The organism is Bacillus thuringiensis, from assembly GCF_001455345.1.
GTDB lineage: Bacteria > Bacillota > Bacilli > Bacillales > Bacillaceae_G > Bacillus_A > Bacillus_A thuringiensis_N.
This window is the reverse complement of the sequence record NZ_CP013274.1, coordinates 2,288,750-2,309,966: the sequence shown is the minus strand read 5'-3', so window position 1 is coordinate 2,309,966 and position 21,217 is coordinate 2,288,750. Positions and strand designations below refer to the sequence as shown.

The following is a 21,217-nucleotide window of genomic DNA, read 5'->3' as shown; positions in this document are numbered from 1 at the left end:
AATTGAGTTATTTTTTCATTTAAGATAGGAAACATGAATGATAATTAAACTTGAAAACTTAATTTAATTATGTTCATGACTCACATATTAATTATATGTTTTTAATAATTGACTGCTTAGATTAAACACCTAAACTTAAGAGTTTATTTTATTTTTCCACGTTTATCTCTTAGGTCCAAAAGCACATTTTAATCTGAGTATAAAAACTAAACATTATCATATAACCAACAAGTAACAATAATATGTTTATTAAAATTGTGTTCCCTCTATTATCATGAAGCCGTTTCTATTAACAAAAACTTTCATACAATATAGTGGACAAGTTATTCTATACTTCGTTCCAAAAAAATTTAGGGAGTGAGAATTAATTGCCAATTATTCAACCATTTATGGCATCTAGAAGATTTACATCTACATTAGGAGCTGGAACAGGAACAGGTGCCGCTTTTGCTGTTGCTGCCACAGCTTGTTTAAATGACGCGGGTACTACCGCAACTGCTTTTCCGACTTTTACGTATTACAACCTCTATGTAAATGGCATTCTTCAACCGAGCGTGAACTCCAGTGTTACTACTGGGCCTACTGGTGCTATTACAATTCCTGGCGGAGATGCGTTAGACGGCGGAATTCCAATTACAATTGAATTTATCGTCACTTAGTTTTAACTACTTTAATGTAGAACAAAAAGACAGATTCTTTTCATTTAAGAATCTGTCTTTTTTAATTAATAATAATGAATTGCAAAATAATTGATGAACCTTGAGGTGGCGGTTGATCATCCAATAAAGTTAGCTGACCAGTACTAACTTTATATAATGGTTGTGGTTGAAGTATTCCATTAATAAACAAGTTAATGTACGAAACCTCATCAGGAGATAATATGTGAGTTGTACCATATTGAGCTAGCCCATCTGAATCTGTATATATAAGCTTCTCTCCATCTGAAAAAGTGTAAAATAATAAATTAGTTGTTGTTATGGGGCCAATAACTCCAGTTGGACCTGTTGTTCCTGTTACTCCTGTTGCTCCCGTTGCTCCTGTTACTCCTGTTGCTCCCGTTGCTCCTGTCGCTCCTGTTACTCCTGTTACTCCTGTTACTCCTGTTACTCCTGTTATTCCCGTTGCTCCTGTTGGACCTGTTGCTCCTGTTGCTCCTGTTATTCCCGTTGCTCCTGTTACTCCTGTTACTCCTGTTACTCCTGTTACTCCTGTTACTCCTGTTACCCCTGTTGCTCCTGTTGCTCCTGTTGGACCTGTTACTCCTGTTACCCCTGTTGCTCCTGTTGGACCTGTTACCCCTGTTACTCCTGTTACCCCTGTTGCTCCTGTTGGACCTGTTACCCCTGTTACCCCTGTTGCTCCTGTTGGACCTGTTACCCCTGTTACCCCTGTTGCTCCTGTTGGACCTGTTACCCCTGTTGCTCCTGTTGGACCTGTTACCCCTGTTGCTCCTGTTGGACCTGTTACCCCTGTTGCTCCTGTTGCTCCTGTTGCTCCTGTTGGACCTGTTACCCCTGTTGCTCCTGTTGCTCCTGTTGGAATATAAATTGGCGGAAGAACCGGAAAAGTAGGTCCAATATTTTCTGGTCTTTTCATACCTTTATTCAAAGAGAATTTTTCATTGCGGTTCAATTTAATACCTCATTCCACATTTTGTTTACTAATTAACAAAATAAAACATCTATCATTTTAGAAAAACTCCATAACTACGTTTTTATACTCAAATGATTTTACATATAGTAAACTTTTTACCGTTGCTATAACTAATAGTATTAATATAATAAAATGATAGTTCCATTTCAAAATACTAAATAGGTTACGTTCTAATTTAAAAATGAGGTGATTTACATTCAAGATAAGAATGAAAAAATGAAAAAAGGACTATTATCACTAGCTCTTGAAATTATTCTTCCATACAGACTTACAGGTCCTACTGGGCCTAATATTACAACAAACTCCATGTTCGCTAATAATACGTCAGTTGGTCCCATTTCAGTTATATTAGGCGGAACTAATATTCCACTTTCTAATAACCAAAGTCTCGGTAATTTTACAGTGAATGCTTCAAATGATATATTTACAATTCCTGTTACTGGGAGATATTATTTAACCTATCAAGTTAATACAACAAATGCACTACTTGCTGGTACAAGGCTACTATTAAACTCTTCGACTCCACTTTCCGGATCTATTTTTCTCCCGCATTATCAACTTCAAATTATAATAATAATTTAATAATTAATTTAACTGCTGGTAATACAATTTCCCTTCAACTATCCGGCGTATTATCCATAGTTAATTTAGTTGGAGGTGGTTCAACAGGTGCCCCTTTAACAATTATACGAATCGATTAAAAAATGATTCGTTCTTTTTTATAATAATCATTATTAAATGCTAAAATAATAACTATTACGTCATTCCTTAAGCTTATATTTTAATAACTTCACGAAAGTGATTATGCAATAAGAAACACTTTGTACTATATTCATAGTACAAAGTATCTATACTAAATTTTCCGTATATACATTATCAATTTACACTCCTCCCTGCCAATGTTACATTAAATATGAAAATAGTTTCTCAAATGCGAACCATCTCAAAACGTATTTGAGAAACATACTCCAATCCTATACGCGAGAGCAATACTATTTTGACACTCAAATGAGTGTCTTTTTTTGTGGATTATAAAAAATAAAAACCATCTCTTATGATGGTTTTATCATTACGCCTTTTTTGTTTTTAAGGCAGCTGTAAATTTATGAAGTTGAATAATAAATGGTCATACTTAACCGAGTTAGCGTTCTTCCAAAATTACGATAGGAATGCGGTCTATCCGCCTTAAAGCGAATTGAATCCCCACTATTTAATTTATATTGACAATCATTTATTTCAATTGTCAATTCCCCTTCAAACACCGTTATAAATTCTTCAGTCCCTTCTTTATGCCCTTCTGAATTTAACTTTCCTTCTGTTTCAATTTCAACCGTATAGATTTCAAAGTTCCTATCATCTTGAAAAGGAAAAGAAGGATACACTTTATACCTCCCTTTGTCTTCTGATAATACTTGAATATCATTTCGTAAAACAACTTTCGTATCCGGTTGCGGATTATTGATTAAAGAAGTAAAAGACACTTTCAAACCATTCGCAATTTTCCATATCGTTGTTAATGTTGGGCTTGACTCTCCTCTTTCAATTTGTCCAATCATCGTTTTACTCACACCTGTTAATTGAGAAACCTTTTCTAAACTTAATTTTTCTTTCTCTCGTATTGTCTTTAAATTTTTCGCCAAAATAAGTTGAATTTCTTCCATAAGAAACACTCCTACACTATGTACAATATAACGATCGTTATGTACAATAAAAAAACACACGTTATATTGTTCTTTTCGGTCATTATAACATACGAAATAACTAGGGGGTTTTGAAATGCCTATTTTTTCTTTTTTGTTATTTGTTTTTATAAGTAGCTTCACACCCGGACCTAACAATTTTTTAGCTATGACATACGCCAATCAACATGGTTTAAAAAGGAGTATGCAATTTTGCTTCGGAGTAGCTTTCGGTTTTTTCATCCTCACTTCCTTATGTAGTTTCTTTAATATTGTACTAATTAAAATCCTACCCATAATCGAATTTCCTTTAAAAATTTTAGGTGTAGCATATATGCTATATTTAGCTTTTAAAGTACTCACTAGTAAAACTAGCACAGATCCCGATGGAAAATATACTGAAAATTTATTTACAGTGGGGATTTTCCTTCAGTTTATTAATCCTAAAGGGATACTATTCGGACTAACTGTAGTATCCACTTTTATTCTCCCTTACTACAATTCATATTCAAGTTATCTACTTTTTTCATTATTTCTAGGTGTAGTTGGATTAATGAGCACATTTAGTTGGAGCTTATTTGGTTCCGTGTTTCAAAAACTTTTGTTGAAGCATACTAAATCATTTAACATCATTATGGCCATTTTATTAGTTTTCAGTGCAATTTCAATAGTAGTCAATTAAATTCAAATTCTACATTTTTCTTATTAAAAGTATGTTTTACAAATATAGATTATATTTCTAATTAATATCCCACTTACATGCATTACTTATTTAGTTTTAGGCCGAAATAAAAATTTTAAAAAGAGGATTACTCATTATAAGTAATCCTCCTTTTAGGGTCGATTGATTTTTAAATATCCTGTTCCACTAAACTAGAATCTTTACTTAACTTCATACCACCAGCCTTTACGATCAAGGTAATCTGTCATTCCCTTAAGTTGCGCATCTGAGGTTGGTTCAGAGATAAAATATGTTAGACCATCAGATTGTAAGATGAAGTTTGCTGTCATTTTTAGGGACGTTAATGCTCCCATTACATCCGGTGTTTCATGCGGTGAAAAAGCTCCTGATTGAATGATATTTTTATTGGATGGCGGAGTTGTCCCACCAGATTGCCCAGTTAATGCATAAACAATTGAATTTGCAATCTTATCTGGATTCCATTTTGCCATATCTGCTTCATTATCGATAAATCCAAGTTCAATTAAGATTGCAGGTGCTTTCGTATTCGCTAACACATAAAGGTCTTTACGTTCCTTTGCACCACGATTTGACCAGCCAATATCTTTTGAAAGTTGTGCTGCTATCTTTGCTGATAAAGCTTGTTGATCATAGTAAAGTACTTCAACACCATTTGCTTTCGTATCATATGAGTTTAAGTGAAATGAAACTACTAAGTCTACATCATGTGAGTTTGTTTTTGATACGATGTTATTTAAATTTTGTGCCTGCGTTGTCCCTACTTCATCAGTATCATCATAAACTGTATGCCCTAATGCTCTTAATTTAGCAACAACCGCATCCTTAACTTGGCGATCCATAATGTGTTCTTTCCGATTCCCATAATTCGCGCCTTGTACAATACTGTTATGACCTGCATGCAAACTATATTTAGCCATTTTTCAACACCCCCTTTTTATTAACATATTCAAAGCTCGTCTTATTGTCCGGTCAAATATCCAGTACAACACTTGCAAATAATAAATAGGGCGCTACTCTTTTTTTTAATGAAAAAATCAAAAATAATACCCTCAACTAATACTTTAAGTTGCGGCATCTACTTTTTTTATCGTTCATTTTAAAATCTTTTTATAATAATACAGAAAAATACGCTATAATGTAAGTTATTGTTCTTTAGGAGGGGTTTAATGGCTGATAAGTATAAATTTTTAATTCTCATTGTTACAGCATTTTTTTCTTTCTTTTCCTTAATAAAAGATTTCCGTAACACTTCAAAAAGTTTCTTTTGGGGTAGTTTTGTAATTCTTACAAGCTTCATAATACTTTTAACAATCGCTTTAGATTTAACTCAAATACTCCTATATTCAACGCAAATTGCGCTTGAAATTATTACACTACCACGTAAACTATTTTTACCATCTGTCACTGAAACCGCTAGTATTTGCTAACAAAGTATTTTCATTTTCTTGTGCATACCAAAATATATTTTGGCAAATTTGACACACATTTATATCAAACAAGCATATTTTAGTGTATGGTGACTATCTAATAATACAAATTTTTAATTTTTATAAGATCTTTTTATTTTTAATTAAAAATTACAACATTCTAAAACAGTATGCACATAATATCCTCGATTCCCTTTTCAACATGAAACTTGTCTCAGAGCGCCTTTAACAGCGCTCTTTATCTTTAAAAAAAGACTATATTAAAAATTAACACCTACAGTCACAATAGCTATTTACTATTTTCAAAATAAGTTGCATTAATAATATAGAAATGAAATACGCATAAAAATTATTACTTTACTATTTCTTTAAACATACTAGTGAGGTGATTTTGATAGATTATCAAAACAAAGATATATCCATTAACTTTCCACTTTTTGATATTAGCCGTATTATTCTCCCACATTCCCCTACCGGATCTACTGGTCCTACCGGTTCCACCGGACCTACTGGCTCTACTGGCTTCACTGGACATACTGGTTCTATCGGTTCCACCGGACCTACTGGCTCTACTGGTTCTACCGGTTTCACCGGACATACTGGCTCCACTGGTTCCACCGGGCCTACTGGCTCTACTGGTTCCACTGGTTCTACCGGTTTCACCGGACATACTGGCTCCACTGGTTCCACCGGGCCTACTGGGGCTACCGGTTCCACTGGACCTACTGGGGCTACCGGTTCCACTGGACCTACTGGGGCTACCGGTTCCACTGGACCTACTGGAGCTACCGGTTCCACTGGACCTACTGGGGCTACCGGTTCCACTGGACCTACTGGGGCTACCGGTTCCACTGGACCTACTGGGGCTACCGGTTCCACTGGACCTACTGGGGCTACCGGGGCGGCTAGTGTAGGATTAACAAACTATCTATATGTTTTTGATACTACTAACCAATTAATCGTAGTGGGAAGTAGTGTTACTTTTAACACAAATGGACCTATAACAGGAACTGCCCTTAGTCACATCACAGGTACTGGAAATATTATAATTAATACACTAGGAACATATGTAGCAGAGTTTCAATTACAAGCTTCTCGTGAAAACCAATTCTCCTTTGCACTAAATGGTACACCAATTCCAGGTGGGCGTTTTGGTACAGGGTCACCACATACAATAAATCAAGGTACTGCTGCTTTTACCGTAACAGTTGTTCCTTCAACATTGACTTTAATAAATAACACCTCTTCATCAGGTACTATCACTCTCTCAAATAGTGATGGTGGCTCTTTAACAAATGTATCTGCAAGTATAAGTATTTTTCAGGTCGGATAATTGATTTGGTTAGAAAAGTAATTCATAAAGTTTACAAATATAAAAAATGAGGCTTCTCTTTTCTAGAGAAACCTCATTTTTTATATTAAATTTTAAACTGACTCGTATACAGATCAAAGTAAAACCCTCTATCTTCCATGAGAGATTCATGATTCCCTTTTTCTAAAATACTTCCATCTTTTATAACAAGAATTTGATCTGCTTTTTCGATCGTTTTCAGTCGATGAGCGATTACAAAATTTGTTCGACCTCTCATTAAATTGTTCAGTCCTTCTTGAATTTGTAATTCTGTTCTCGTATCAATATTAGATGTCGCTTCGTCGAGAATTAATATATCTGCATCTGCTAAAATTGCCCTTGCAATCGCAAGAAGTTGTTTCTGTCCTTGACTTAAATTCGATCCTTCTGAAGCAATTTTTGTTTCATATTGATTCGGTAAATGCTTTATGAAAGAATGTGCAGATGCTGCCTTAGCTGCATTGATTACTTCTTCATCACTAGCATCTAATCGACCATAACGGATATTATCCATAATCGTCCCAGCAAATAAATACGTATCTTGTAAAACTACTCCTATTTTATTTCGCAACGAATTAATATCATAATCTTTTATATTTTTTCCATCGATATGAATTTTCCCTTGCTGTATATCGTAAAAACGCGTTAGCAAATTAATGATTGTTGTTTTGCCCGATCCAGTTGGACCAACTAAAGCAATTGTCTCCCCTGGCTGCGCCTTAAGACTTACTTCTTTTAAAATCGTTTTATTTTCCTCATACCCAAACGAAACATTCTCGAGTTCAACATGCCCCTGTAAATTTTGTACAATGAATGCATCTTTTTTATTTTGGATTTCCGGTACTTCATCCATAATTTCAAAGACACGTTCTCCACCAGCAACTGCCGCTTGAATCGTATTCATTAAAGTTGCAAATTGACTGAGTGGTCTTGAGAATTGACGAGAATAATTAATAAACGCCGCAATGACACCTACTGTAGTCATTCCATTTAAAACCATTACTGATCCAGTTCCAATTACAAGTCCCATGCCTAAGTTGTTAATAAAGTTCATACTCGGAAAAATAAAGGTTGAAAATGTATCCGCCTTCGTAGCTGAAACTCTTAGTTGTTCATTAATTTTATTGAAATTTTGTACAGTTTCTTTTTCTTTTCCGTATAACGTTGTAACATCCGCTCCTGTTATAGCTTCCTCAATAAATCCATTTAATTCTCCTAAATCTTTTTGACGCTTTGCAAAGTTTTTACCACTATAAGCCACGAGTTTTTTTGTAACGAAAAACATAATAGGTACTGTAATTAAAGTAACAATCGCTAAAATCCAATCTAATGCGAACATCGCAATCGTTACACCTATAAAGGTTAATGCTGATGAAATAATTTGTACAACACTTTGTGTCAACGCTTGATTCAAATTATCTATGTCATTTGTCACACGACTCATTAAATCCCCTTGAGAACGTACATCAAAAAACCGTAAAGAAAGCGTTTGGATTTTCTCAAAAATATCTTGTCGTATTTTTTGTATCGTTTTTAATGCAACGTTAACCATGACAAATGTTTGTAACCAAGTTAACAATACCGTTACACCGTAAATCGCGATAAGTAACACACACATTCTCGCCGTACCGCTTAAATCTTTTGGCACAATATATTGATCGATAATTACTCCCATTAAATATGGACCTAATAAACCAAGTAACGTCGTTACAAATACTAAAAATATAACGAACGTAAGAGCAGCCTTTTGATACCCCATATAGTTCCATACTCGCATTACAGTTTCTTTCGTATTATTAGCTTTCCCACTCTTAGGTGCGTTACGTCCACCTTTATTTGCAAATTGCCCTTGAAAATTACGCATGTTCTTTCCCACCTTCCTTATGTATATTGCCACCTTGGGAAAGATAGATTTCTTGATATACCTCACATTGTTCTAACAGTTCTTCATGCGTACCATCACCAACTAATTCACCGTTATCTAAAACGAGAATTTTATCAGCATCTATTATTGATGAGATTTTAGAGGCAATTAATAATGTCGTTGTTCCTTTATATTCTTTTCTTAATGCCAACTGAATGTTAGATTCTGATTTAGCATCCACTGCTGATGTAGAATCATCTAATACAAGAATAGATGGCTTTCTCACAAGCGCTCTTGCAATTGATACACGCTGTTTTTGTCCACCTGATAAATTCGTCGCACTTTGTGTTAAATGATATTGATAAGAATCTTCCAGCTTGTTAATAAACTCAGTCGCACAAGCTGATGAAGCCGCAACTTCCAGTTCGTCCTTCGTTGCATCTTCTTTTCCATAACGTAAGTTCTCTTCTATACTACCTGAAAACAACAATGCTTTTTGAGGTACAAAACCTATTGAACCACGAAGTTTTTGTAAATCGTATGCCTTAACATTTATTCCATCAATACATATTTCCCCTTGATCAACATCGTATAAACGTGGTAACAGTTTCGCTAAAGTAGATTTACCACTTCCAGTAGAACCGATAATTCCTACTTTTTCACCTTTACATATGCGAAATGAAATATCTTTTAAAACATATTCATTATTTTTCGTGTAACTATAACTAACGTTTTTAAAATCAATATGTCCCTCGATTTTCTTAGGTACAAGCGCATTTGTTTCGCTTATAATATCAACCTCAGTATTTAATACTTGCTGTACACGATCCGCAGACGGAAATGCTCGCGCGATTTGCATAAATACCATACTTATAGACATAAGAGACATTAAAATAATATTCAAATAGTTTATAAACGCTAATATAGCTCCTACTTGAAGAGTTCCATTAAATACTTTTTCTCCACCAATCCATAATGTTGCGACAATCCCGCCGCTTACAACTAACATAATGATTGGCATCATCAAGGAAATAAGCTGCACCGCTCGAATATTTATCTTCGTTAAATTTGTATTAACATTTCCAAACTGATTGATTTCATATTTTTGTCTTACATACGCTTTAATCACACGTACTCCAGATAGATTTTCTTGTAACTTTGTATTCACTTTATCTAATGCTTCTTGCACTTTTTTGAACGTCCCGCTTGCTTTACTTGCAATAAATATAATCGCAAGTAATAAAACTGGAACGACTACGAGTAATATAGGAAATAACTCACGCGCAGTTACAAAAACAATTATTATACTTCCGATAAACAACAAAGGACCACGAACAAGAACACGTAATGTCATCGTCATCGCCGATTGAATAGAAGTGACATCATTTGTCACAATTGTTAATAACTTTCCAGTTCCAAACGAATCACGATTTTCACTAGAAAATGTTTCTATTTTCGCAAACACATCTTTTCGTATGTCAGTAGCGAAATTAACAGCTGCTTTTGTAGAATACATCATACACCCAAGTCCTCCAACTAAACCGAGTGCTGCAGCTCCTATCATAAGAAGTCCCATTTTTATTACATAATTCATATCCCGATTTGCTATCCCAACATCAATAATATGTTGCATAATAGTCGGTTGAATTAAGTCCATCGCAACCTCAAGTACCATAAATAGCGGTCCAATAATAGCGAAGAACATGTATGGTTTTAAATACTGTAATAATTTGCGAAATGATTTCATACATAATCTCCTTTTCCCATGAAATTACCACTGAATAATTCATATCCCCCCTTATTTAAGCGATATAGTTTGTAATTTCTTTCTTACTTTTATTATATTATGTAAATTAATATTTAACATTATTAAATGATAAGCATTAATGACTTTTCGGTCAATAAATGTGCTTTATATTATATAAATATAAAAACCGCATTCTTATTGAAAAGAACACGGTTTTTCATCTATATTTTTTCAGTTGTAAAATCTAAAAACTCAGTCTCAAATCCATTATTTTTAGAAGGACTACACGTGTAAAAACCTATTTTAACAGGCTCATTTCCTATATCCTCCATCAAATGAGCGATTCTTATTTGTTCCCATTGGTGGACCTTCTTCACATATATTGTATAATCACCACGTTTACGAACAATTCGAAAACGAAGATGTTGGGTAGCTAATTCTGTCGGAAAGTCTTGTGTGGACCAATCGGAATATCCATTATTCGTTACGACAGCTCCTAAATGTGATGGACCATCTGGAATATATTCTAATGAAGTTTTCAACCAACATTTTTCCGAAATCATAACAAAAAGACCAGCTTGATCGAATTTTGAATTTGGATTCATACGCAATTGAACTTCAGCTTGAAAGTCTGTCATCGTCTCAGTATAAAATACATGACCATTCATTACTTCGAAACCATAATGTGTTTTAAGCCAAAAATCTGTTTCGGCTTTCGAGCGGACAATAAGCGCATGATTGTTATTTAGCTTATAATATTCAGGTACATTCATTATAGTAAGTTGCTCAATATGTTCTGGTATATGTGATATTTTCATAGTTCCTCCATAATAAAGCATCTATATGCACATTTAAAATTCTACTAATACTGGGAATTTATAACCTTTCAAATCCAACTCTCTATTACTTCGAACCATTAAATACTTACTTGACTGTAATTCTGTAAACTGTACATCCTCAACCCCTAATTGATCTGGAGAGAAGTAGAATTCGATTTCTGTAAATCTTTCAGCGATTTCCCCGCATATTTCATCTAAAACTGGAATTACTGGTGCAAACACTCCATATAATTTCAACTTTTCATTATCTACTTCATACACAATTAGAGCATCTAGTTTCTCTGAATAATACAATTTCTCATTCCATTCCGATTCATATATATTCAAATAAAACGAAGGGTGGAAATTTAATGTTGAAAAATTATTTGAAAGTCTTTGGCTACTATCAATAGTTTCATGTATTAACTGCCTATTATCTACATTATAGTAATCTAATTTTCTAAGTAGTGAATCGTTTTTATTATTTTCGTATGGTATAGTCATCAAATATTCCTGCACAACTTTAAATCCAAATGATGTATACAGTTCAGGTTTTTCGGTAAACAATAATGCACATTCACATTTCTTATCGATTTCTTCTATCATTTTATTCATTAATTGTGTCATTAGCCCTTGTCTACGAAAATTAGGATGTGTCATTACTGATTGAATACCCGCTGCATTTATTTTTTCACCATTAATTAGTAATGGCAGCGAAAATGCCGCAACATTTGCAATTACTTCATCTTCTTGTAAAAATGATAAAGCTTTATATGTATCATCCCAATATCCTTTCTCCGAAAAATCATTTAATGTTTGAGTTGTAATCCCAAACACTTCTTCAAATAAAGGAAATAACTGCTCTCTTTTCGGTTCTTCTAAAAGAAATTTTTCAAAATTTTCAACATTCCCCATGTTGTCCCTCCATATATTAATTCCATCAAATTAGATATAGTTATATAACCTGCTCTTAAAGTAATAGGTCTTACCAATCAATATACTATCATAAAATATAAAAAAATAGTCTAATTAATTTTATGTTTCGACTATTCGAAAACAAGTCGAATAAAACAATATTAAGATTTTTGGATATTAATAAGTTAATTATATAAAAATAGTGCTTTCTAATTCGTTTTTACTAATAGAAATGCACCATTTATAAATAAATATTTTTTTATTAATTTTTTCCTTCTAGTCTTTCCTTCGTGTTAATTTCTTCTCCTCTCATTCGCTTTTCAAATGTATTTCTCCAACTAGTAGAAAGTGCCTGTACTTCTAATATCCTTTTTAGCCCTTCCATATTTTGTTTTTCCTTATGCATGATACGATTAGCAAATGCTACTGTAACTCCTTTTGGATCAGACTTCAGTAACTTTAACGCATCAACAGGTGATACCCACCCTTCTTTTATTACGCGAAAATAAAACCCTGTATATCCTGTTTCTTGAAAATATAGTGGTAACTTGGGGATATTATATTTCTTAGCTAATTTAAAACAAGGTTGTCTTGGCTGTGTTACTTGTACAATTGCTTCTCCAATTTGAAATGTATCACCAATACAAACATCCTCTTCTCGCATGCCACTCACTGTTATATTTTCTCCGAAGGCCCCATACACAAGAACTTGATTCAATTCTTTTTCCCAATATGGATAGTGGTCACCAGTATAAACACAAACTGCTTTATCTACTCCTCCATGATGGACTAAGTCCGCTTGCCCATCTCCATTAAATTTTACATAGGATAAAAATACTGGTTCCTTTACTCCTTTTTTATTAATACCTGTATGAATTACCTTTCCACCGTACTTAACCTCTTTTGGTAATCCTATATTTAAAGATACTATTTGATATTCATTTGTCATTCTATTTCCTCCTTTTAAGGTGTTACATGAATTTACTCCCTCGATTTATTTTCACAACTATCTTTGTTATATAAAGATGATTATAAAACCTAAAAAACCATTGTTCAATCCGATTATTTATATAATAATGATAGGTAAAACCTATCATTAGACTTGAGGTGATCCAAATCGAATTACGACAACTTGAATATTTTTTAGCAGTTTCAAAAGAACTGCATTTCACAAAAGCAGCTGAGAAATTAAATATTTCACAGCCTTCACTAAGTCAGCAAATACGTGCTTTAGAACATGAAGTAGGAATGCCGCTTTTCGATCGCATTGGTAAAAAAATATCTTTAACTGACGCTGGAAGGATTTTATTATTGCATAGTAAAACCATTTTTCATGAAGTCGAACAAGCTCGTTCTGCTATTCAAGATTTAAACGGATTACAGCAAGGTTCCTTAACAATTGGATCATTGTTAACCGTCGTGAATTACTTACTACCACCAGCTATTTTAAATTTTAATAATTTATATCCCAATATAGAACTTTCTGTATTAGGGCTTCGTACAGGAGATATTCGCGAAAAATTATTACAAAACGAACTAGATATTGGCATTACATTTCTCCCAGTACAAGATAAAGAGATTATTTCTATCCCTCTATACAAAAGTGAACTTACATTAGTCGTACCAATCGGTCATCCATTAGCTGAACATGATCATGTATCTATTGCTGAATTACAGAACTACCCTTTAATTCTATTACCTATAAATTTCTTTTTAACCGAATTAATTACATCTCATTGTCAAAAATTCAACTTTAAACCAAAACCAATTTTAGAAATTAGTACAATGGAATCTTTAATCCAAATGGTTTCAAAAGGAATGGGAATTACAGTTTTACCAAAACCGTATATAGACTTTTTACAAAATAAAAACATTCAAGCTATTAAAATAGAAAATCCTACTCCAACAATAGAAATAGGGCTTATTTATAGAAAAGATAAATATATGTGTGCTGCAACTCGAGAATTCATTAAGCAATTGAAACTAACCGTACATTCTTTACAAAATTAAACGAACAAAAGAGATTATCCTATGAAGTCGTTTCATAACGACCTAGTAGAATAATCTCTTTTCATAATGAAATAAATTATTACCTATAAATTTCAGTGCACCTTTTTGGAAATTGGAATATATTTTGTAAAATACGCCCCAACTAACAATAATACAATTGAAAATAGCACTGTAAAAATACCACCTAAATGAAACCAATATGCAAACAAATTACAAATTGCAAGTGAAAAGAAACAAATTGAAGTTAACGCACTTTTTAATCCTTTTATTTCTGCTTTTTTTCTTTTTTGATACGTAATATACATCGAAACGGCTAGAAAAATGATAAGAACAATCGTTAACAAAATTTTCAGCATCGGTAATCCCTCCCGTATACATAACCCCCTTCGGTACTACCATCTTATCCCATTTATCCCTTTGGAATCAATTCATTATTCTCTTCTCTCCAAAAATCAGTATAAGTTTTATTTTCAAAGTTCACATTCACCTCAGAAAAAGGAAGACTTCCTCCAACTTCCAACGAGTACCAGTCATTTAAAAGTGGTGATCCGAAACAAATATTCATTGTACAATCATGTAAATCAAATAATACGGAATGTAAAGTTCCAAACCATTCTTCATAATTATGCACTGTCAGCCCAGCTGGATATTCCTTTTTTACTAATCCTTTTAAAGAATCTATACTCACTTGTTCATTTTGATTTAAATGTTCATACAAGGTGTGATATCTGTTTGTAGATTGTTCTATTCTCCTATTATTCAATTTTTGAATAGATAAACTGATCGCATGGTTTGTTGATACGATAAAATCTTGGCTTTCCTCATCAATTGTCATTATTGATTTATATCCGTCAAATATTTCAATACGCGCTGCATCTAAAGGATCCGCTACTATTAAATTAATATTACTAGCAATTGGCATTTCTTCTATTAGTGACTTAGCCTCCTGTACATTTTTACATTTCTCCAGTAATACTCGAATTACTGCAAAACATTGTAAACCACTTACCGCTGGCTTTCTTAAGCCCGCAATATTTCCTACCGGTTGGCCACATGCTGAAAATGTAACAGATAATCCATGCTCGTTAACTCCTTCCGTTCGGCCAAAATATTGAGTGGAAAAGCCACTATGTGCATATGCACCTTCAACATGAGTCGAACAAAAGCGCATATCATCTATTACTGGTGACAAATCATAGTTTCTTAATACATAAGTATGCTTTAAATCTGTCTTTTTAGGTAAAACAGCACAATGGCTACAACCTGCTTTTAATAGCGTTTGATAATAATACATCATATTTTCAGATGGAATTTTTAACACTTCACAAAACCCTTCAATCTCTTCATTAATTCCTGGACAATATTTATGTAATATATTTCTGGATTCAGTCCAATGGTGATACGATATTAATTTTTCTTTCTGTATAAATTGTGGAATGAGATAAGGATTTTGCTTTACAAACTCCCCTTGTTGCTTACCGATTTCATAATGACTTCCTTTGAGCGATGAAAAATACCCCTTTACTTGATACATCTAATTCCCCCTTATTGAATTTATCCATATCATACCAATTAAACTTTATTCATTCTTGATGTTTTTTACTGTCTTTCAAATCATAAACGGCTGAAATAAAGCGCACAGTTATAAAATAAAAACTAGGAAACTGTAATCATTAACAGTTTCCTAGTTTTTCCTCATACTAAATGATTCCCTCTTCCACCATCGTCTCTGCAATTTGAACTGAGTTCCACGCTGCACCCTTCAATAAATTATCGGAAACGATCCAAAGATGGAATCCGTTTGGTATATCAGGATCTTTTCTAATTCTACCGACAAAAGTATCTATTTTCCCTTCTGCATATAATGGCATTGGATACAGCTGTTTACTAGGGTTATCTTGCAAAATAACACCTGGTGCATCAAGCAGTACTTCTTTAATTTCTGCAACAGTTGCTTCTTTTTCAAGCTCTATATAAATCGATTCTGAATGACCTGATACAACTGGAACACGCACACAAGTAGCTGCCATTTTCAGGTTTGGGTCTTCTAAAATTTTCTTCGTTTCTTGAATCATCTTTACTTCTTCAAAGGTAAAATCATTATCCGTGAATATATCTACTTGAGGCAATACATTGAATGCAATTGGATAATATTTCTTATCTTTTTTCACTGGTAATATAGTACTCTCCACTTCTTCACCTGCAAGCATTGACTTAGCCTGTTTTTTTAATTCATGAATCGCGTGAATTCCTGATCCTGAAACAGCTTGATAAGTGGAAACGATAATTCGTTCTAAACCAAATGCTTTTCGTATTGGCTGAAGAGCTGTTACCATCTGTAATGCTGAACAATTCGGAACTGCTATTATACCTTTATGTTCTTTTAAAGTGTGCGCATTTACTTCCGGAACCACAAGCGGTACATCACGTGCCATTCGGTATTCACTCGTGTTATCAATTACGATGGCGCCACTAGAGACTGCGTGATTAACAAATTGTTTAGATACTGCTCCCCCAGCGCTAAAAAAGGCAACGTCCACACCTTCAAAGCTATTTATCTTTGCTTCTTGTATAATGATCTCTCGCCCTTTAAATTGTACTTTCTTACCAGCCGATCGTTTTGACGAAAGCAACGTAATTTCAACTATATTAAACTTTGTTTCTCTTTCTAACAGTTCAATAATTTTCTGACCTACCGCTCCTGTAGCCCCAACTACAGCTACATGATAGCCCTTTTTTCTCATCTTTTCTCCCCCAATATTAAATGAATAAATATTTCTATAATTTCATTTTATAAGGAATTTAAGCATTTGGAAAATTGAAATACATGATATAATCATTCACAAATCATGATAATAAAAGAGGGATTGCTTATGGAAATGAGACACGTTAAAACATTTTGTGCGATTGTTAAGTATGGTGGTTTTTCTAAAGCTGCTCATGCATTAGATTATGCGCAATCTACAGTTACAGCGCATATGAAAGCATTAGAGAACGATTTACATATTCCCCTTTTTGATCGGTTAGGAAAAAAAGTACTTCTTACAAAAGCAGGTCATCAATTTCATCCTTATGCTTTAGAATTACTTGCTATTTATGAGAAAGCGCAAGAAATCCCTCAAAATACTGATCAATTAGAAGGTACATTGAGTATTACATCAAACGAATCATTAGCAGTGTACCGTTTACCACAATTATTACGTACTTACAAACAGAAAAATCCGAAAGTAAATATCGTACTTGAAACAAACACAAATGAACAAGCATTACAAAAATTACGTGAAGGAGAAACAGATATTGTCTTCATAATTGGAGAAAGTATAGAACATAATGATTTTATTACGCGTACTTTTAGTAATGAAACATTTGGATGGATTTTACCGCCCCATTATTCTACACAATCTAATCCGTTTTGTTTATTAAAGGATACTCAGTTTATTTTTACCGAACAAAGCTGCGGCTATAGACCAATGGTAGATCATTTTTTACGTCAAAGCGGGCATATTCCAGCTAAAACATTTGAAACTTCCAACGTTGAAGTCATTAAACAATCCGTTATGTGTGAGTTAGGAATTTCAATTCTTCCTTACATCGTTGTACAAGAAAGTTGTCAAAAAGAGCAACTCAGTTTTCAGCCTATCGAAACTCCAACAGTTATTCAAAGCCATGTAATCTATCATAAATCTAGATGGATTTCACCCGTTTTACAATCGTTTCTTTCTTTACTAGAGGAAAACTAAAAAGTGCACAAAAAAGAGTAACTGCTTAATAAGCACTTACTCTCTTCTAATATTTCCTTATTTATTAGTCTGTCCCCCACCTGCAATTAATTGACTACCCGAATATGTACCTTTTTGCATAAACACTTGATTAATTAACTCTTTTTGTTCCGCTTCTGACATTACCCCTTTTCCTTCTCCTAAATTCCCGCTTTGTAGTTTCCAAATCTTATTGTGATCCGAATCAATCTTTTCATATTTTCCTTGTTTCCATCTCTCTAAAATGTCTGCATATGTATTTCCTTGTACAATATCATTACTCTTCACAATATCAAGTAAACTTTCAATACGTTCTTGTGTAATAAAAATATAGCCCCACTTTTGATTAGCTTTCGTTTTTTGATGTGCCATTTCATGTAATGCTGTCTGTATGTTCTCATCTGTCCATTTAAAATTTTTATTAAATCCACTATTCGGTAATGAATGATTGCCATTTTCTAAAAGCTTTGCATCTTCAGCTTTTACATTACTATCAGCTAGTACTTCTACTGCCGGAGCAGCTGGTGATGCCTTTTTAGCAGCTGGTTTACTATTATTCAAATAATACAGCATACCATACGTTACACCTACGCCAATTACTGCCATACCAGCTAAAATACCTATTATTTTAAATAATGTTTTCATCTTGCTTGTTTCCTCCCATATATCCCATTCATAATATCTATTTATAAAAAAAACAGATGTAGCATCACTTTATTGGCGCTTGCTGCAATTTATTTTTCATACTAATTAACATAAACATAACTTTTACTTTCTAGAAATGCAGCAACTCCATCCTCATCGTTACTTTTAGCAATAAATTTAGCAACTGACTTTAATTCCTCAACTGCATTACTCATCGCTATACCAATCCCACACTTCTCTATCATTTCCATATCATTGTAGTCATCTCCAAAGGCAATTACTTCAGATACGTCTCGATTTAAGTGCTGTAGAACATATTGAATACTATTCCATTTTGAAACTTCTGCATGCATAATTTGACACAAAGTTCCGTCATCTGTAATGACTGCCTTGCATTCATCAGGCAATTCTTTAATGAATTCCTCGTTTATTGAGCCCTTAGTACAAATAATTACTTTTGAAGCTTCTTCAAAGTCTAAATCTCTTACATCCATTATTTCACATGGTACATTGCCAAAATAATCAGTAACATCAAAATTTGAATACAACTTATCACCTATTTCAAGACAAATCTGATGAAGATTGTACTTTTTTGCTATTTCTATAATTTCTAAAATGTTATTTTTAGAAATCTTCATTTCATATAAAATATCATTACCTTTAAGAACTAGAGCCCCGTTATAACAAATAATAATTTCACTCTTTAACACGCTGGGAATATACTGTTTTATAGCTCTTGGAGGCCTTGCTGTAGCAAAAATCAGTTCGTATCCATTATTTTTACATTCCCTTAAAATATTAATAGATTTCTCTGAAATTGTTTTATCACTTCTTAATAAAGTCCCATCAAGATCTGAAATAATAATTTTTTTCATACTTACATTTATTCTCCTTTCACAAATAATAACTCTAAGTATTGATTAATTGTTAAATCAACTGAGTTTTTACAGGTAGTTAATCTATACCTACTTTCGTCTCAATTCAATTTCAGTCTCACTTTCATTTATTACATATTCTCAATTCCCTAAACCATATATATTTCCTTATATTGTATTTCTTTTCTTTGCGAATTGAAAGTTTATTCTGTTAAAATGATCGTTTTTTCCAACTACTAATTCCACTCAAAGTATTTCATTTTAATTTTATAAAAATAAATGATAGCCTTATATTTAAAGGAGATGAATAAATATGAGTTTATTGTATAGTGGTTTAACTTTTTTAAACTTTGATGATACGTATTTATTACAAAATAAACTACATTCTTATTCACATGAAGATATTGATTTTACTCATTTAGAACACTCAAATCTATATTGCGAAAACACTTCTTTAATGCATATAAAAAGAGCATTAAATCGTAGAAAGAATAAAGGGATTACTTTTATAGGCTCTGGAAATTATCATTATGTATCTTATTTACTATTAGAAGAAATGGACAAACCTTTTACCCTTATACTATTTGATCATCATACTGATCTGAACTTAAAGGGAGCGAATGAGCAGACTCTTATTTCCTGTGGATCTTGGATATCGTTTTCTCTTCGAAATAATGGTAATTTAAAGAAGGTAATCATTATTGGACCTTCTACTCTAACAATTCATTCTAATGATTGTTCATACGTAGAAGTTTTTCCGATTGATATATCACATGAAGTATCCATACATACAATACTTTCACATATTCATACAGAAACAATATATGTAAGCATTGATAAGGATGTTTTAGATCCAAAAGTTACTATTACCAATTGGGATCAAGGGCACATGAAATTATCTAGACTTTTACAATTTATTCATTCTCTAATTATGAATAAATCTATCTATGGTATTGATATTTGCGGTGAACTCCCAGTTTATCCTTCTCAACTCTTCTTACCTAAATATAAAAATGCTATTCAGAAAAATGAACAAGCAAACTTACAAATTTTAAAAACAATTTATGAAACGAACTTACATATTCAATATGCATAAAAAGAACGAGTACCTTATAAGGTACTCGTTCTTTTTATGCGCGATTTTCTTTTAACCACTTCGTAATCGCATCTAACCTCGAAACATCAAAACGTCTCTCTTCACACACATTTAGACTGTTTAAATTATTCACAATTTCTAATTCATTCGATTTTACACTTTTCGCGTCAATCATTTTGCAGCACCCGTCTGTAACGGTATTTAAATTTTCATAATAACGTTGAAACGATTTTGATATATGTAAATGTTTTTCAAAGTTTCTTCTTCTTTTTGTCACATCAGATTCTTTCCGTTTTCTAAGTTCCTCATCATTCGTATATAAATAAAAATATTGATCAGGAAAACCAATTTCCTTATGTATCAGCTTTTCTTTATAAAAGTTTTCTATTAAAGATAATGGCTGATCAAATATTTCAAAATGGAAACACCAATTATAACTTAGTGGCTGATAAATATCGCCATCAAGTATTACTAATTCATATTGCTCTGACTTCTGCACTGCTATTTTCCAGCGCTCTACTTGTTTTTCAAAATACCATGTTCTATGTTCATTTTTTGGTCTTTCAAATAAAAAATTCACTTCAGGTATAATATAAGCTCCATAATTCTTTTCTAACTCACGACACGTTGTGCTCTTACCAACCGCACTTGCTCCCTCAAACGCTATAATCCCCAT

21 protein-coding genes and 1 pseudogene are annotated in these 21,217 nt (G+C 33.0%); 8 read left to right on the top strand and 14 right to left on the bottom strand.

What is annotated here, in order from left to right; genetic code table 11:
* The first annotated feature begins 368 nt into the window (after positions 1-368).
* The gene (locus ATN06_RS12070) at positions 369-659 is read left to right on the top strand and encodes a DUF4183 domain-containing protein (RefSeq protein ID WP_001121652.1); all 291 of its coding nucleotides are present in this window, start codon (positions 369-371) and stop codon (positions 657-659) included.
* Between the two features lie 61 nt (positions 660-720).
* On the opposite strand, the gene ATN06_RS12065 is transcribed toward ATN06_RS12070, so the two are convergent.
* A complete protein-coding gene (locus ATN06_RS12065; protein ID WP_060630834.1) occupies positions 721-1,632 on the bottom strand; it encodes a DUF4183 domain-containing protein in 912 nt (303 codons plus the stop codon).
* A 237-nt stretch (positions 1,633-1,869) separates the two neighbouring features.
* Between ATN06_RS12065 and ATN06_RS12060 the strand changes: the two are divergent.
* Positions 1,870-2,354 (top strand): annotated as a pseudogene (locus tag ATN06_RS12060) (BclA C-terminal domain-containing protein).
* Positions 2,355-2,756: 402 nt separating this feature from the next.
* Here the strand turns inward: ATN06_RS12060 and ATN06_RS12055 are convergent.
* Positions 2,757-3,314: a helix-turn-helix domain-containing protein gene (locus tag ATN06_RS12055; protein ID WP_060630833.1), complete on the bottom strand. Its 558-nt coding sequence runs from the start codon at positions 3,312-3,314 to the stop codon at positions 2,757-2,759.
* A 115-nt stretch (positions 3,315-3,429) separates the two neighbouring features.
* Between ATN06_RS12055 and ATN06_RS12050 the strand changes: the two genes are divergently transcribed.
* Positions 3,430-4,014, top strand: a complete 585-nt coding sequence (locus ATN06_RS12050) for a LysE family transporter (protein WP_060630832.1) — start codon at positions 3,430-3,432, stop codon at positions 4,012-4,014.
* 200 nt (positions 4,015-4,214) lie between these two features.
* On the opposite strand, the gene ATN06_RS12045 is transcribed toward ATN06_RS12050, so the two are convergent.
* The gene (locus ATN06_RS12045) at positions 4,215-4,952 is read right to left on the bottom strand and encodes an N-acetylmuramoyl-L-alanine amidase (protein ID WP_060630831.1); all 738 of its coding nucleotides are present in this window, start codon (positions 4,950-4,952) and stop codon (positions 4,215-4,217) included.
* 249 nt (positions 4,953-5,201) lie between these two features.
* On the opposite strand from ATN06_RS12045, the gene ATN06_RS12040 reads away from it, so the two are divergent.
* Together ATN06_RS12040 and ATN06_RS29805 are read left to right on the top strand one after the other, a co-directional pair.
* On the top strand, positions 5,202-5,462 hold the full coding sequence (locus ATN06_RS12040) for a hypothetical protein (RefSeq protein ID WP_060630830.1): 261 nt from the start codon (positions 5,202-5,204) through the stop codon (positions 5,460-5,462).
* Positions 5,463-5,847: 385 nt separating this feature from the next.
* Complete coding sequence (locus tag ATN06_RS29805) at positions 5,848-6,795, top strand: collagen-like protein (protein ID WP_420480577.1); 948 nt, start codon at positions 5,848-5,850, stop codon at positions 6,793-6,795.
* Positions 6,796-6,880: 85 nt separating this feature from the next.
* Here the strand turns inward: ATN06_RS29805 and ATN06_RS12030 are convergent, their stop codons facing one another.
* The 5 genes from ATN06_RS12030 to ATN06_RS12010 all read right to left on the bottom strand — a co-directional run bounded on the left by ATN06_RS12030 (position 6,881) and on the right by ATN06_RS12010 (position 13,106).
* The gene (locus ATN06_RS12030; RefSeq protein ID WP_060630829.1) at positions 6,881-8,677 is read right to left on the bottom strand and encodes an ABC transporter ATP-binding protein; all 1,797 of its coding nucleotides are present in this window, start codon (positions 8,675-8,677) and stop codon (positions 6,881-6,883) included.
* Complete coding sequence (locus ATN06_RS12025; RefSeq protein ID WP_060630828.1) at positions 8,670-10,424, bottom strand: ABC transporter ATP-binding protein; 1,755 nt, start codon at positions 10,422-10,424, stop codon at positions 8,670-8,672. Before ATN06_RS12025 ends, ATN06_RS12030 begins: the two co-directional genes overlap by 8 nt.
* A 221-nt stretch (positions 10,425-10,645) precedes the next feature.
* Positions 10,646-11,242, bottom strand: a complete 597-nt coding sequence (locus tag ATN06_RS12020) for a DUF1349 domain-containing protein (protein WP_060630827.1) — start codon at positions 11,240-11,242, stop codon at positions 10,646-10,648.
* 33 nt (positions 11,243-11,275) lie between these two features.
* The gene (locus ATN06_RS12015) at positions 11,276-12,157 is read right to left on the bottom strand and encodes a GNAT family N-acetyltransferase (RefSeq protein WP_060630826.1); all 882 of its coding nucleotides are present in this window, start codon (positions 12,155-12,157) and stop codon (positions 11,276-11,278) included.
* A gap of 262 nt (positions 12,158-12,419) precedes the next feature.
* Positions 12,420-13,106 (bottom strand): MOSC domain-containing protein, encoded by a 687-nt coding sequence (locus ATN06_RS12010; RefSeq protein ID WP_060630825.1) that lies wholly within the window; start codon positions 13,104-13,106, stop codon positions 12,420-12,422.
* Between the two features lie 158 nt (positions 13,107-13,264).
* On the opposite strand from ATN06_RS12010, the gene ATN06_RS12005 reads away from it, so the two are divergent.
* A complete protein-coding gene (locus ATN06_RS12005; RefSeq protein WP_060630824.1) occupies positions 13,265-14,167 on the top strand; it encodes a LysR family transcriptional regulator in 903 nt (300 codons plus the stop codon).
* A gap of 92 nt (positions 14,168-14,259) precedes the next feature.
* On the opposite strand, the gene ATN06_RS12000 is transcribed toward ATN06_RS12005, so the two are convergent.
* From ATN06_RS12000 to ATN06_RS11990, 3 genes are all read right to left on the bottom strand, one after another.
* Positions 14,260-14,523, bottom strand: a complete 264-nt coding sequence (locus ATN06_RS12000) for a hypothetical protein (protein WP_060630823.1) — start codon at positions 14,521-14,523, stop codon at positions 14,260-14,262.
* A gap of 53 nt (positions 14,524-14,576) precedes the next feature.
* Positions 14,577-15,701 (bottom strand): C45 family autoproteolytic acyltransferase/hydrolase, encoded by a 1,125-nt coding sequence (locus ATN06_RS11995; RefSeq protein ID WP_060630822.1) that lies wholly within the window; start codon positions 15,699-15,701, stop codon positions 14,577-14,579.
* Positions 15,702-15,867: 166 nt separating this feature from the next.
* Positions 15,868-16,911: an aspartate-semialdehyde dehydrogenase gene (locus ATN06_RS11990; RefSeq protein WP_060630821.1), complete on the bottom strand. Its 1,044-nt coding sequence runs from the start codon at positions 16,909-16,911 to the stop codon at positions 15,868-15,870.
* Positions 16,912-17,040: 129 nt separating this feature from the next.
* On the opposite strand from ATN06_RS11990, the gene ATN06_RS11985 reads away from it, so the two are divergent.
* The gene (locus ATN06_RS11985; protein WP_060630820.1) at positions 17,041-17,907 is read left to right on the top strand and encodes a LysR family transcriptional regulator; all 867 of its coding nucleotides are present in this window, start codon (positions 17,041-17,043) and stop codon (positions 17,905-17,907) included.
* 57 nt (positions 17,908-17,964) lie between these two features.
* Here the strand turns inward: ATN06_RS11985 and ATN06_RS11980 are convergent, their stop codons facing one another.
* Positions 17,965-18,570 (bottom strand): PRK06770 family protein, encoded by a 606-nt coding sequence (locus ATN06_RS11980; protein ID WP_060630819.1) that lies wholly within the window; start codon positions 18,568-18,570, stop codon positions 17,965-17,967.
* A 101-nt stretch (positions 18,571-18,671) separates the two neighbouring features.
* Entirely contained in the window at positions 18,672-19,445 is a 774-nt protein-coding gene (locus ATN06_RS11975; RefSeq protein WP_060630818.1) for a Cof-type HAD-IIB family hydrolase, read from the bottom strand.
* A 313-nt stretch (positions 19,446-19,758) separates the two neighbouring features.
* On the opposite strand from ATN06_RS11975, the gene ATN06_RS11970 reads away from it, so the two are divergent.
* Positions 19,759-20,541 (top strand): arginase family protein, encoded by a 783-nt coding sequence (locus ATN06_RS11970; protein ID WP_060630817.1) that lies wholly within the window; start codon positions 19,759-19,761, stop codon positions 20,539-20,541.
* A 34-nt stretch (positions 20,542-20,575) separates the two neighbouring features.
* Here the strand turns inward: ATN06_RS11970 and ATN06_RS11965 are convergent, their stop codons facing one another.
* On the bottom strand, positions 20,576-21,217 hold the full coding sequence (locus tag ATN06_RS11965; protein WP_060633130.1) for a nucleoside/nucleotide kinase family protein: 642 nt from the start codon (positions 21,215-21,217) through the stop codon (positions 20,576-20,578).

Coding starts and splice junctions, on each gene's coding strand:
- ATN06_RS12015 (WP_060630826.1), bottom strand. CDS start 12,157: ATGGGGAATGTTGAAAATTTTGAAAAATTTCTTTTAGAAGAACCGAAA.
- ATN06_RS11965 (WP_060633130.1), bottom strand. CDS start 21,217: ATGGGGATTATAGCGTTTGAGGGAGCAAGTGCGGTTGGTAAGAGCACA.
- ATN06_RS12045 (WP_060630831.1), bottom strand. CDS start 4,952: ATGGCTAAATATAGTTTGCATGCAGGTCATAACAGTATTGTACAAGGC.
- ATN06_RS12020 (WP_060630827.1), bottom strand. CDS start 11,242: ATGAAAATATCACATATACCAGAACATATTGAGCAACTTACTATAATG.
- ATN06_RS11995 (WP_060630822.1), bottom strand. CDS start 15,701: ATGTATCAAGTAAAGGGGTATTTTTCATCGCTCAAAGGAAGTCATTAT.
- ATN06_RS12040 (WP_060630830.1), top strand. CDS start 5,202: ATGGCTGATAAGTATAAATTTTTAATTCTCATTGTTACAGCATTTTTT.
- ATN06_RS12055 (WP_060630833.1), bottom strand. CDS start 3,314: ATGGAAGAAATTCAACTTATTTTGGCGAAAAATTTAAAGACAATACGA.
- ATN06_RS12010 (WP_060630825.1), bottom strand. CDS start 13,106: ATGACAAATGAATATCAAATAGTATCTTTAAATATAGGATTACCAAAA.
- ATN06_RS11990 (WP_060630821.1), bottom strand. CDS start 16,911: ATGAGAAAAAAGGGCTATCATGTAGCTGTAGTTGGGGCTACAGGAGCG.
- ATN06_RS11970 (WP_060630817.1), top strand. CDS start 19,759: ATGAGTTTATTGTATAGTGGTTTAACTTTTTTAAACTTTGATGATACG.
- ATN06_RS12030 (WP_060630829.1), bottom strand. CDS start 8,677: ATGCGTAATTTTCAAGGGCAATTTGCAAATAAAGGTGGACGTAACGCA.
- ATN06_RS11980 (WP_060630819.1), bottom strand. CDS start 18,570: ATGAAAACATTATTTAAAATAATAGGTATTTTAGCTGGTATGGCAGTA.
- ATN06_RS11975 (WP_060630818.1), bottom strand. CDS start 19,445: ATGAAAAAAATTATTATTTCAGATCTTGATGGGACTTTATTAAGAAGT.
- ATN06_RS12000 (WP_060630823.1), bottom strand. CDS start 14,523: ATGCTGAAAATTTTGTTAACGATTGTTCTTATCATTTTTCTAGCCGTT.
- ATN06_RS12050 (WP_060630832.1), top strand. CDS start 3,430: ATGCCTATTTTTTCTTTTTTGTTATTTGTTTTTATAAGTAGCTTCACA.
- ATN06_RS11985 (WP_060630820.1), top strand. CDS start 17,041: ATGGAAATGAGACACGTTAAAACATTTTGTGCGATTGTTAAGTATGGT.
- ATN06_RS12025 (WP_060630828.1), bottom strand. CDS start 10,424: ATGAAATCATTTCGCAAATTATTACAGTATTTAAAACCATACATGTTC.